The sequence below is a fragment of the Proteus sp. G2618 genome (assembly GCF_009915995.1).
In the GTDB taxonomy this organism is placed as follows: Bacteria; Pseudomonadota; Gammaproteobacteria; order Enterobacterales; family Enterobacteriaceae; genus Proteus; species Proteus terrae.
Window position 1 is genome coordinate 117798 of the sequence record NZ_JAABNI010000005.1, and the last position, 12275, is coordinate 130072.

General features: G+C 41.0%; 9 protein-coding genes. 1 reads left to right on the plus strand and 8 read right to left on the minus strand.

The window, feature by feature from the left end:
- Nucleotides 1-28: 28 nt before the first annotated feature.
- On the minus strand, nucleotides 29-991 hold the full coding sequence (locus tag GWJ01_RS01790) for a sugar phosphate isomerase/epimerase family protein (protein WP_109394659.1): 963 nt from the start codon (nucleotides 989-991) through the stop codon (nucleotides 29-31).
- 187 nt (nucleotides 992-1178) lie between these two features.
- Between GWJ01_RS01790 and GWJ01_RS01795 the strand changes: the two genes are divergently transcribed.
- A complete protein-coding gene (locus GWJ01_RS01795; protein WP_036939330.1) occupies nucleotides 1179-1829 on the plus strand; it encodes a helix-turn-helix transcriptional regulator in 651 nt (216 codons plus the stop codon).
- Nucleotides 1830-2041: 212 nt separating this feature from the next.
- Here GWJ01_RS01795 and GWJ01_RS01800 read toward each other — a convergent pair whose 3' ends face one another.
- From GWJ01_RS01800 to infB, 7 genes are all read right to left on the minus strand, one after another.
- On the minus strand, nucleotides 2042-3898 hold the full coding sequence (locus tag GWJ01_RS01800) for a DEAD/DEAH family ATP-dependent RNA helicase (RefSeq protein ID WP_075673617.1): 1857 nt from the start codon (nucleotides 3896-3898) through the stop codon (nucleotides 2042-2044).
- A 171-nt stretch (nucleotides 3899-4069) separates the two neighbouring features.
- Nucleotides 4070-4957: a lipoprotein NlpI gene (gene nlpI, locus GWJ01_RS01805; protein WP_109394665.1), complete on the minus strand. Its 888-nt coding sequence runs from the start codon at nucleotides 4955-4957 to the stop codon at nucleotides 4070-4072.
- Nucleotides 4958-5069: 112 nt separating this feature from the next.
- The gene (gene pnp / locus GWJ01_RS01810) at nucleotides 5070-7199 is read right to left on the minus strand and encodes a polyribonucleotide nucleotidyltransferase (RefSeq protein WP_075673619.1); all 2130 of its coding nucleotides are present in this window, start codon (nucleotides 7197-7199) and stop codon (nucleotides 5070-5072) included.
- A gap of 250 nt (nucleotides 7200-7449) precedes the next feature.
- Nucleotides 7450-7719: a 30S ribosomal protein S15 gene (gene rpsO / locus GWJ01_RS01815; protein WP_023583571.1), complete on the minus strand. Its 270-nt coding sequence runs from the start codon at nucleotides 7717-7719 to the stop codon at nucleotides 7450-7452.
- A 123-nt stretch (nucleotides 7720-7842) separates the two neighbouring features.
- Nucleotides 7843-8796 carry a tRNA pseudouridine(55) synthase TruB gene (gene truB / locus GWJ01_RS01820; RefSeq protein ID WP_109394667.1) on the minus strand — a complete coding sequence of 318 codons (954 nt, stop codon included), beginning with the start codon at nucleotides 8794-8796 and terminating at the stop codon, nucleotides 7843-7845.
- A complete protein-coding gene (gene rbfA / locus GWJ01_RS01825) occupies nucleotides 8796-9197 on the minus strand; it encodes a 30S ribosome-binding factor RbfA (RefSeq protein ID WP_006535687.1) in 402 nt (133 codons plus the stop codon). The genes truB and rbfA overlap by 1 nt, the downstream gene beginning before the upstream one ends.
- Before the next feature lie 302 nt (nucleotides 9198-9499).
- On the minus strand, nucleotides 9500-12256 hold the full coding sequence (gene infB, locus GWJ01_RS01830) for a translation initiation factor IF-2 (protein WP_109394669.1): 2757 nt from the start codon (nucleotides 12254-12256) through the stop codon (nucleotides 9500-9502).
- Nucleotides 12257-12275 lie beyond the last annotated feature (19 nt).

Consider the following 12275-nt stretch of genomic DNA (forward strand, 5'->3'; position numbering starts at 1 on the left):
TCCAATATTTTATAAAGATGTTTATATATTAATAACAATATTTTTTTCTTAATTTCTTTAATTCATTAACAGAAACTTGCACACAACGATCTTGTGCCTCCATTAATGTTTCTAATGCCATGCGAGAAATTTTTTCTGGATAATAATATTCCAATGGTTTAATTAGCTTAGAATCAAAAGGAGGTGGTTTAACTTCAAAACTTCCACTGAATTCAAATACTCCTCCCGTCCCTTTATCCCTAGCAAAATGAGATGTATATGGAAAACAGTTTTCTAAGTTAATACGTGTTACAGGCGAATGTTCAACTAATAAGCGAAAACATTCATCGATATTAATGCTCCCTTCACCAAGAGGCATTCCTGTAATCACTGGCGTTTCATCATGGTATGTAACAATATGATCTTTAAAATGGGTACTATATGTATAAGGTGCCAACTTACTCACTGTTACAATGGGATCTTCCCACGCCATCATGCCATTACCAATATCACAATGTGCACCCACCCAAGTAGAATCAATATTCTTTACAATATTCACTATTTCATCAGCGGTCTCATCTTCATGATTTTCTATTGCAAGACGTACACGATATTTTTTTAATAATGGAACAATAGACTTAATATCTTGAATAATTTTAGGATATTGTTTCGGATTATATTGTCCACGGCGGAACATATAAGTACGTATAACATCAGCTCCAATACCTCGAGCAATATCAATTGCTTTTGTTAAAGCTTCTGGTGTTGTAAAGCGAGTGTCTAATTCACAGTAAAGATTTTTATCTTCAATTGCCTGGCGTATTTTGGCCAAATACTCAGGATTATCACTTGTTAGTACACCAAATTCTGGATGTAACCCTTCATCAGGTATGATGTTTAATTCGACCCCATCTAACCCTAATTCAGCTGCTTTATTTATAAAATCAAAAACATCCATTACACCTTGTTGAAAAAATAGGTGGTATGACTCTGTTTCAATACCTAGCTTCATAATCTTTTCCTCGAATTTCTATGCCGTGTATTTAGCCATATTAGGGGAATAAAGTATGTGCTTAGGATCATAAAACTTAACTAAGTATAAAAATATTTTACTCAGTGTAATAAAAGTATACAAAGTATGGATTTAGATAACTTTTAACGTTAGAATTACTTAACTGTAATGATGGGTAAAATTTATTATGGACCTTCCTACAAACCAAAAAATTACTGAAGAAGATCGGTATTTACTTCATTCTTATATTCCTTTTCTTGATAATCTGGGGCAATTTTTAGGTGATTATTGTGAAATAGTGCTACATAGTTTTGAGGATTTACGCCACTCTGTTATCCATATAGTTAATGGGCATGTTACTGGCCGTAGCTTAGGCGCCCCTGTTACTAACATTGCCTTAGAGAAACTCTCAAAATTCAATCGAACAGATCAAATGTGGGAGGTTTATTTCAATACCAAAAGTGTTCGCCCCTTTAAATCATCATCAACCTTAATTGTTAATAATGCAGGTACACCCATTGGTATGATTTGTATGAATTTTGCTCTTGACATGCCATTAAATGCATTAATAGATAGTTTTACTGACACGAATAATTTAAAACATGAAAATTTCTCACAAGATGTGAATAATCTTGTACAAAACCATCTAGAGCCAATTAAGAAAAGAGTTTATGGAAATAAAAATATTCCAAGTAAATATAAAAACTTAGAGATAATTAAAGAATTAGATGAAAGTGGACTTTTTGAATTTTCAGCAACACATAAAATAGTGTCTACCGAGTTAGGTATAAGTTCAGCAACAATTTATAAGCATTTAAGAAATCTAAATAAGAAATAATAAAATTTCCTTATCATGACTGCTTCTGATATAGGTTGATAACTTTTTTCATGTTGTCATCGAGGTGATAACCCACTATTTTTAGTGGTGACTAAATCCCCTCATCACGTCAACCGTCGATAAGACTGGTCATTACTATAAAAAAAGCCAGTCCACTTTTTGTGGGCTGGCTTTTATCAATTCAACTTGAAATCACATGAATCTCAAGTTCCTTATTGGTTATGAGAACTGCTACGACGACGAGGCGTACCTTCGTTACTACGACTACGGAAGTTACCGCGTTCGCCACCACGATCGTTATTACCACGACGTTGTGGTTGATCACCATTGTTAAAACGACGACCACCTTGTGGCTGACCATCACGACGACTGTTATTACGACGCTCACGGAAAGGCTGAGATTGAGCATCACCCACTAATTGCATATTCAGTGGTTTGTTCATAATACGTGTACGTGTGAAATGGCTTAATAAGTCTGTTGGCATCCCTTTTGGTAATTCGATGGTTGAGTGAGAACCATACAGTTTGATATTACCAATGTAACGGCTGCTGATATCGCCTTCGTTAGCAATCGCACCAACGATATGACGAACTTCAACACCATCATCACGACCCACTTCGATACGGTATAAATCCATTTCGCCAGCATCACGACGTTCACGACGAGGAGAACGCTCACGATCGTTATCACGACGACGATCATCACGATCGTTAAATTCACGACGAGGACGACGAACTGGATCTGGTGGCAGGATAAGCGCACGCTCACCTTGAGCCATTTTCAGTAATACCGCAGCCAGTGTTTCCATATCCAGCGCTTCTTCACCTTGTGGAGCTAATTTAGGTAACAGAGCACGGTACTGATCAAGGTTGCTAGTTTCTAATTGTTGCGCGATTTGCTGTGCAAATTTTTCCTGACGACGTTGGCTGATAAGTTCTGCATTTGGCAGTTCTACTTCAGGAATAGTCATCTTCATTGTACGTTCGATATTGCGCAGTAAACGACGCTCACGGTTATCAACGAATAAAATTGCACGGCCGGCACGACCCGCACGACCTGTACGACCAATACGGTGAACATAAGATTCTGAATCCATTGGGATATCATAGTTCACAACAAGGCTGATACGGTCAACGTCAAGACCACGAGCCGCAACGTCAGTTGCGATTAAAATGTCTAAACGACCATTTTTCAGACGCTCTAATGTTTGCTCACGCAGTGATTGGTTCATATCACCATTTAACGCCGCACTGTTATAACCATTACGCTCTAAAGCTTCAGCAACTTCTAATGTTGCATTCTTAGTACGAACGAAAATAATCGCTGCATCAAAATCTTCAGCTTCTAAAAAACGAATTAATGCTTCATTTTTACGTGCGCCGAATGTCATCCAATAGCTTTGACTAATGTCTGGACGTGTTGTTACGCTACTTTGAATGCGTACTTCTTTCGGATCATTCATGAAACGACGAGTAATACGACGAATAGCTTCTGGCATTGTTGCAGAGAACAGTGCTGTTTGGTGTTCTGCTGGGATCTTACTTAAAATGTTTTCAACATCTTCAATAAAGCCCATACGTAACATTTCATCAGCTTCATCTAATACTAAACCTTTCAGTTTAGATAAATCTAATGTGCCACGGTTTAAATGGTCTAATAAACGACCCGGTGTACCCACAACAACTTGTGGTCCTTGACGTAACGCACGTAATTGAACGTCGTAACGCTGACCACCATACAGTGCAACAACATTTACTTTTGGTAAATGCTTAGAGAAATCTTCAATTGCTTCAGCAACCTGAACCGCAAGTTCACGAGTCGGTGCTAAAACTAAAATTTGTGGTGCTTTTAATGATTCATCAAGATTGTGCAATAGTGGCAGGCTAAATGCGGCAGTTTTACCACTACCTGTCTGTGCCATACCTAAAACATCATTGCCGTTTAAAAGGAAAGGAATACATTGTTGCTGAATTGGAGAAGGCTTCTCGTAGCCTAAGTCATTCAGTGCAGTCAAAATAGGTGCTGATAAACCTAGATCAGCAAAAGTCATATCGGTTTCAGTAGTCATGTCACTGTGCCTCATTCATTATGGCAGCCAGTTGACATAACATACCGCATGGTTTGTCGGTCTTTATCATCTAAAATGTGAACTGGCTCAAATTATATTATTAAACGAACAAACAAGCCCTCATCCTATGTAGATGATGGCTTTCAAACTGATCAGAGAAATGTTCGTCAGCTATTGCTGGTCCGATTCCGCTAGGTCTTCTTGTTGGCCTAACAGTGCTAATTCCAACAATGCGTAGCGGTGCTCAACAAAGTTATGTGCGTTGTTGGCAACCGTCAGCTTGAATAACGCTTCTGCGCTATCCATGTCCCCCAGACTTAGGTAATACTTACCTAAATAGAAGTTAGTTTCACTAAGATGCTCAGCGAGCGAAGTGTTATCGGTTGAGGCTTCACGTAGTTTTGACATTAATGCTTTTTCATTAATGTTACCTAAATAAAACTCAACTATATTCCATCCCCATTGCCCCGTTTTATCCGCCTGCTGGTATCGCTGTTTTAACTGTTGTTTAGCTAAATCAGTGTTTATCTCTTTTTCGACAAGATATAACCAAAGCGAACGAATGGGGTCATTTGGATCGACCTGATAAAACGCCTGCAGATCATCCTGCGCCAATTTCAATCGGCCACCGTAGTATAAAGCGATACCACGATTAAAACGCGCATTATTGTAAGTTGGATCAAGCTCTAAAACAGAATCAAACGCTTCATAAGCAGCATCATAGTTCGCTGCTTGCGTAAAATAGATACCTAGAAAATTAAAAATTTCCAGCATATCTGGTCTTATTGAGAGCGCCATTGAAAAATCATTGCGCGCTAAAGCTCGTAAACCGAGACTATCATACAGCACACCACGCTCATATAAAAGCTGTGCGTATTCATCTTCGGTTAATGAGCGACTCGCAAGAATTTGTTCTATACGAGCCAATATCACTTCTTGTTGTAAAGAAGGTTGTAATGGAGTGGCGAAAATCGCATTCTGACGCCATTCTGGACTAGTGCTGCATCCGGAAATAAAGATGAAAACAGCAATAGAACAACCGCGCAGAAATGTTTTCATTTCTCACTCCCAAAGTCAGACCTTTCAACAAAAAGCGTTCTGGACGTCCTACTTGTCAATCATAATAAGTCTCTACCGATACCTATGTCTAGATACCGGTAGTAGAATATCATTAATTTGCAGAATCTTCAGAAGAAGTTTCTGTTGCTTCCTGCTGATTAGCTTGAGCTTCTTTCATGCTTAAGCGAATACGGCCTTGACGGTCAATTTCCAGTACTTTAACTGGAACTTCTTGACCCATTTCCAAGTAGTCACTCACTTTCTCAACGCGTTTGTCTGCGATTTGAGAAATATGAACCAGACCTTCTTTGCCGCCACCGATGGCAACGAATGCACCGAAATCTACGATACGAGTTACTTTACCGTTGTAGATGCGACCCACTTCAACTTCAGCAGTGATCTCTTCGATACGAGCGATAGCTTGTTTTGCTTGGTCGCCACTTGTTGCAGCAATCTTCACTGTACCATCATCTTCGATTTCGATAGTTGTGCCTGTTTCTTCCGTTAATGCACGGATAACAGAGCCGCCTTTACCGATAACGTCTTTGATCTTGTCTGGATTAATTTTGATAGTATGAATGCGTGGTGCAAACTCAGAAATATCAGCACGAGGTTGGCTAATTGCATCTTCCATTACGCCTAAAATGTGTAGACGTGCGCTTTTCGCTTGGTTTAATGCAACTTGCATAATTTCGCGAGTGATACCTTCGATCTTGATATCCATTTGTAATGCGCTGACACCGTTACGGCTACCCGCAACTTTAAAGTCCATATCGCCTAAATGGTCTTCATCACCCAGAATGTCGGAAAGAACAACAAAGTTGTCGCCTTCTTTCACTAGACCCATTGCAATACCTGCAACAGATTCTTTAATTGGTACACCTGCATCCATCAGTGCTAAAGAAGCACCACAAACAGACGCCATTGAAGATGAACCATTTGATTCAGTGATTTCAGAAACCACGCGAACAGTATATGGGAATTCTTCAATTGTTGGCATTACTGCTAACACACCACGTTTTGCTAAACGGCCATGACCGATTTCGCGACGTTTTGGTGAACCCATCATGCCTGTTTCACCAACAGAGTATGGAGGGAAGTTATAGTGCAGTAAGAAAGTATCTGTGTGCTCACCCATGATGTCATCAATAGTTTGAGCATCACGTGCAGTACCTAATGTTGCAGTAACCAGTGCCTGAGTTTCACCACGAGTAAACAGTGCTGAACCGTGAGTACGTGGTAATAAACCAGTGTGAATGTCTAATGCACGTACCATGTCTTTTTCACGACCATCGATACGTGGTTCACCCGCTAATACGCGAGCACGAACGATGTTTTTCTCAAGACCTGAGAAGATTTCACTGATTTCAGCTTCATCTAAAGTTTCATCTTCAGCAACTAATGTCGCAATAACGTCATCACGAATAGCTTCGATTTGTTCATAACGCTCTTGTTTTTCAGTGATACGGTAAGCATCACCAATGCGAGCTTGTGCTAATTGTGCAATACGGTCGTGTAAAGTTTGGTTGATAGCTTCTGGCGCCCAATCCCATTTCTCTTTACCCACTTCTGCCACTAATGCATTGATGTTTTCGATCACAACTTGTTGTTGATCATGACCAAATACGACCGCACCTAACATTTCTTCTTCTGATAATAAATCAGCTTCTGATTCTACCATCAATACCGCGCCTGCAGTACCTGCAACCACTAGGTCTAATTTACTAACTTTCAGCTCATCAACTGTTGGGTTTAGAACATATTGTCCATCGATAAAACCAACACGAGCACCACCGATAGGGCCATTGAATGGAACACCTGACAGCGCTAATGCTGCAGAAGCACCAATCATCGCAACGATATCTGGGTTAACTTGTGGGTTAACAGAAACAACGGTAGCAACGATTTGAATTTCGTTTAAGAAACCTTCTGGGAATAATGGGCGTAAAGGGCGGTCAATTAAACGTGCAATTAACGTTTCGCCTTCACCAGGACGACCTTCACGACGGAAGAAGCTACCTGGAATACGACCAGCAGCGTATGAACGCTCTTGGTAGTTAACAGTTAATGGGAAGAAATCTTGTCCAGCTTTAACTTTTTTCTTTGCAACAACAGTAACAAAAACAGCGGTGCCGTCCATGTCAACCATAACAGCAGCTGTTGCTTGACGAGCCATCATGCCGGTTTCTAATGAAACAGTATGTTGACCGTATTGAAATTTACGAACTGTAGGATTCAACAAAATAATATCCTTTATCTTATTGTCGCCAGATGTTTAGCGACGATGAATGATCTTTTCTCCGCTACGTCCCCTCGCGACTAATGAAAATATTAACCATTTAGCGATAAATACTTTCATTAGCCGCGCGAATTGTCGTAACTAGAGAGACTAAATAACAATCACCACATTAAAACATAACGACTAATATTAAAAATAGCACTTTCTAGTAGAAAAGGGGCCAACAGGCCCCTTTCCAATGAAACTCGCTTGATTAGCGACGCAGACCTAAGCGTTCAATCAGTGCAGAGTAACGAGCAACATCTTTACGCTTCAGGTAGTCCAGCAGATTACGACGGCTGGAAACTTTACGTAGCAGACCACGACGGCTGTGGTGATCTTTTTTGTGCTCTGAAAAGTGACCTTGCAGGTGGTTGATTTCTGCAGTCAGCAGTGCAATCTGAACTTCGCTTGAGCCAGTATCGTTAGCGTCACGACCAAATTCAGCAACGATTTGTGCTTTCGCTTCAGTACTTAGAGACATAATAAACTCCAAATTAAGTAAAATTTTCAGATAGCCAATCTCTAATTCAGCTATCCAACTCAGCCACCTAAACAGATAGCCGCATCATTCTACGCTTCAAACACTTTTAGCGCAAGATTGCTATTAAGTGTTATCTTGTACGCTATAGTCTACAACGACTCTTTTCGGAGCAACTAGGCCATCTTTAATGATAGCAAGGCCGATGAATTTTTTTTCATCGCCTTCAGTTACTCTCACCCATTCGCCTTCATTGATGTCATGATTAACCCGAACAGGCTGCCCCAGCTTGAGATAACCCGCAATAATCGTGGTTAAATTCACAACCGGAAAATGTGCAACAGCGGTATCCATAGGCAATAACAGTGCATCAAGTGCCAAGAAAGGATCTTCTTGCGCAGTTTGTGCATCCTCTATCATTGCTCTTAATTGCTCTAACGTTACCATTCGCTCTTTAGGATAATCAGCGACTTCTAATCGACGTAAGAAAATAACGTGAGCACCACATTGTAATTTCTCACCAAGATCATCAATAATTGTTCGAATGTAAGTACCTTTAGAACAATGAATTTCCAGCTCTAACTCATCACCTTCCCAGCGAATAAACTGGAGTTCATGAACGGTGATGGGTCTTGCTTCACGCTCTACTTCAATACCTTGTCGGGCATATTCGTAAAGCGGTTTACCTTGATGTTTTAAAGCGGAGTACATTGAAGGGACTTGCAATGTTTCACCGCGAAAGCTATCCAAGGCATCATCTAAAGCTTGCTGTGTAAATTGTACTGGGCGCTCTTGAATAACCTCGCCATGTGCATCAGAGGTATCTGTTCGTTGCCCTAAACGTGCAATAACGCGATAACGCTTATCTGAATCCAATAGAAACTGTGAAAATTTCGTTGCTTCACCTAAACAAATAGGGAGCATACCTGTTGCTAAAGGATCCAATGCCCCTGTATGCCCTGCCTTGCTGGCATTAAACATACGGCGGACTTTTTGGAGTGCATCGTTAGAGGAAATATCCTGGGGTTTATCGAGTAGCAATACGCCGTTAATCTCACGCCCCTTACGACGACGCCCCATTATTTGTCCTCTTTATGGCGACGCTCTTCATCGCTTTTAACGACGTTAGAAACTAAGTTAGACATACGCATACCTTCAACTAATGAGTTGTCATAAGCAAATGTCAATTCAGGCACAATACGTAAACGCATCGCTTTACCTAATAAAGAACGAATAAAACCAGCGGCTTCATTAAGTGCAGTTAAACCCTCTGCAACCATCTCTTCTTCGCTTTTTTCACCACCAGATAAGTTTAAAAAGGTGACAAATACTTTGGCATAAGCCAAATCACGAGAAATCTCAACGCCAGATACCGTTGCCATTCCAATACGGGGATCTTTGACTTCGCGTTGTAAAATGATGGCGATTTCTTTTTGCATTTCCTGAGAAACACGCTGACTGCGGCTAAAATCTCTTGCCATTTTAATTCTCCCTGACAATAGGGTATCGCCCTGATTGTCATTGTTAATTCAAATCTAAAATCAATGATATCTAAAGAGTATACATGAAGTGGTATTTAACAACCGCTTTCTCTGATTTCTTTCTTTAGAAATAAAATGTTTCTTTGATGCTATTTTACCCTGTTATTTCACTTTCATAAATTACTGAAAGGCAATCTATTTCGGTTATGTTGAAAAATGGAGAGGAAATAAAAGGGGAATACAGCAAAGAAAGGAATAAGAAGGGAGCCCTTGAGCTCCCTTTTAAAACAAGACGGACTAAATTAATCAATAGAACGTTTGATTTCGATAACTTGGAAGACTTCAATCATGTCGCCAACACGGACATCGTTGTAGTTTTTCACACCGATACCACATTCCATGCCGTTACGCACTTCGTTGACGTCATCTTTAAAGCGGCGCAATGACTCAAGTTCGCCTTCATAGATAACCACGTTATCACGCAGAACACGAATTGGGTTATTACGCTTGATGTTACCTTCAACCACCATACAGCCCGCAATTGCGCCGAATTTAGGTGATTTAAACACATCACGGACTTCTGCAAGACCCATGATTTCTTGTTTATATTCAGGTGCCAACATACCGCTCATTGCCAGTTTGATTTCATCAATCAGGCTATAGATAACGGAGTAGTAACGTAAATCAACGCTTTCTTGTTCAATGATACGACGAGCAGATGCATCAGCACGAACGTTGAAACCAAGAATGATTGCGTTAGAAGCCGCGGCTAATGTTGCGTCAGTTTCGGTGATACCACCTACACCTGAGCCGATGATTTTCAGTTTAACTTCATTAGTAGACAGTTTAACTAATGCATCAGTAATCGCTTCACAAGTACCTTGAACGTCTGTTTTCAGAACGATGTTCAGTTCAGAAGTTTTACCTTCTTCCATGTTAGCAAACATGTTTTCCAGTTTAGACTTCTGCTGACGAGCCAGTTTAACATCGCGGAATTTACCTTGACGGTATAATGCAACTTCACGCGCTTTCTTCTCATCACGAACAACTGTTGCTTCATCACCTGCAGAAGGAACGTTAGACAGACCTAAAATCTCAACAGGCATTGATGGACCAGCAGATTGAACGTCTTGGCCTAATTCATTACGCATTGCACGAATACGACCGTATTCGAAACCACACAGAACGATGTCACCTTTATTCAGTGTACCTTCACGGACAAGAATAGTTGCAACTGGACCACGACCTTTATCCAGGTAAGATTCGATAACAACACCGCTTGCCATACCTTCTTTAACTGCTTTCAGTTCAAGAACTTCAGCTTGTAAAAGAATAGCATCTAGCAGTTCATCAATACCTAAACCTTGTTTTGCAGATACATGCATAAACTGAGTTTCACCGCCCCACTCTTCTGGCAGGATGCCATATTGAGACAGTTCAGTTTTAACGCGATCTGGATCAGCTTCGTGTTTATCAATTTTATTCACAGCAACAACAACAGGTACGTTTGCTGCTTTTGCGTGTTGGATTGCTTCGATAGTTTGTGGCATTACACCATCATCTGCCGCAACAACCAGAACAACGATATCCGTTACCTGAGCACCACGAGCACGCATTGAAGTAAACGCGGCGTGACCTGGAGTATCCAGGAAGGTGATTTCACCTTTGTCAGTTTTAACGTGGTAAGCACCGATATGCTGGGTGATACCACCCGCTTCGCCTGATGCTACTTTCGTTGAACGAATGTAGTCCAGTAATGATGTTTTACCGTGGTCAACATGACCCATGATAGTTACAACTGGTGCACGAGATACTGCACTTTCTTCGCCAGTATCACGATCGCTCATGACTTGTTCTTCTAACTCGTTTTCACGACGTAAGATAACTTTGTGACCCATTTCTTCAGCAACAAGCTGTGCAGTTTCTTGGTCTAAAACCTGATTAATGGTCGCCATAGCACCCATTTTCATCATAGTTTTGATAACTTCAGACCCTTTTACTGCCATTTTGTTAGCAAGTTCAGCAACAGAAATAGTCTCACCGATAATAACATCACGGTTTACAACAGCAGCTGGCTTATTGAAGCCTTGCTGTAATGAGCTACCTTTACGTTTACCTTTCTTGTTAGTACGACCAGCAGCACGTGCTTCTTCACGATCTGCTTTTTCAGAATGGCGGTTATTTTTCTTAGGACGAGGAGCCTTAGCGTTGCGACCACGACCGCGGCCACCTTCAACTTCAGCATCACTTTCATCTTCTGCATCACGAGCATAACGTGATGTGGTTACATGATAGTCTGAGCCTTCAGTTTCTGGCGCTTTAGGTTCAGCAGTCCATTTTTCAGCATTCTCTTCAGCTAAGCGACGTGCTTTTTCTGCTGCAACTTTTGCTTCCTCTTCCGCTTTACGGCGCTGTGCTTCTTCCGTTTTACGTTTCAGTTCAGCCTGTTCAGCATTGCGACGTGCTTTTTCCTGATCTGCTGCTTTATCAGCTTTTGGTTTATCGTTTTGTTTCACTTTATCTTTTTCCGCTGCTTCGCGCTTAGCTAATTCCGCTGCTTCACGTTTTGCTTCTTCAGCTTCACGTTTCACTTTTTCTTCGGCGTCTTTCTTTGCCTTTTCAGCTTCACGTTTTGCTTTTTCTTCAGCTTCGCGCTGTGCTTTCTCTTGTGCTTCGCGCTGGGCTTTTTCTTCGGCTTCGCGATGCGCCTTTTCTTCCGCTTCACGCTGAGCTTGCTCATCCGCTTGCGCTTTTTCAACGGCGTCACGGTTCACATAAGTGCGTTTTTTGCGGACTTCGATGGCTACTGATTTACTTTTGCCACCTGTACCAGGAACACTTAACGTACTACGCACTTTGCGTTGTAACGTTAATTTTTCTGGTTGGCTGGTTGATACGTCTTTATCACGATTCAACCAAGCCAGTAAGGTTTCTTTCTCTTTTTGGGAGACAGAATCAGAGACGGTCTTCTTAATACCGGCATCAGCAAACTGCTGTACCAAACGTTCAACCGGTGTCTGAATCTCTTCTGCCAGTGATTTTACTGTTTCATCTGTCATTCTGTTCCTTCCTGCTCAG

Excerpts from the sequence above, each read along its gene's own strand:
- rpsO (WP_023583571.1), bottom strand. The coding sequence starts at position 7,719 with ATGTCTCTAAGTACTGAAGCGAAAGCACAAATCGTTGCTGAATTTGGT.
- GWJ01_RS01800 (WP_075673617.1), bottom strand. The coding sequence starts at position 3,898 with ATGACTACTGAAACCGATATGACTTTTGCTGATCTAGGTTTATCAGCA.
- nlpI (WP_109394665.1), bottom strand. The coding sequence starts at position 4,957 with ATGAAAACATTTCTGCGCGGTTGTTCTATTGCTGTTTTCATCTTTATT.
- infB (WP_109394669.1), bottom strand. The coding sequence starts at position 12,256 with ATGACAGATGAAACAGTAAAATCACTGGCAGAAGAGATTCAGACACCG.
- GWJ01_RS01790 (WP_109394659.1), bottom strand. The coding sequence starts at position 991 with ATGAAGCTAGGTATTGAAACAGAGTCATACCACCTATTTTTTCAACAA.
- rbfA (WP_006535687.1), bottom strand. The coding sequence starts at position 9,197 with ATGGCAAGAGATTTTAGCCGCAGTCAGCGTGTTTCTCAGGAAATGCAA.
- GWJ01_RS01795 (WP_036939330.1), top strand. The coding sequence starts at position 1,179 with ATGGACCTTCCTACAAACCAAAAAATTACTGAAGAAGATCGGTATTTA.
- truB (WP_109394667.1), bottom strand. The coding sequence starts at position 8,796 with ATGGGGCGTCGTCGTAAGGGGCGTGAGATTAACGGCGTATTGCTACTC.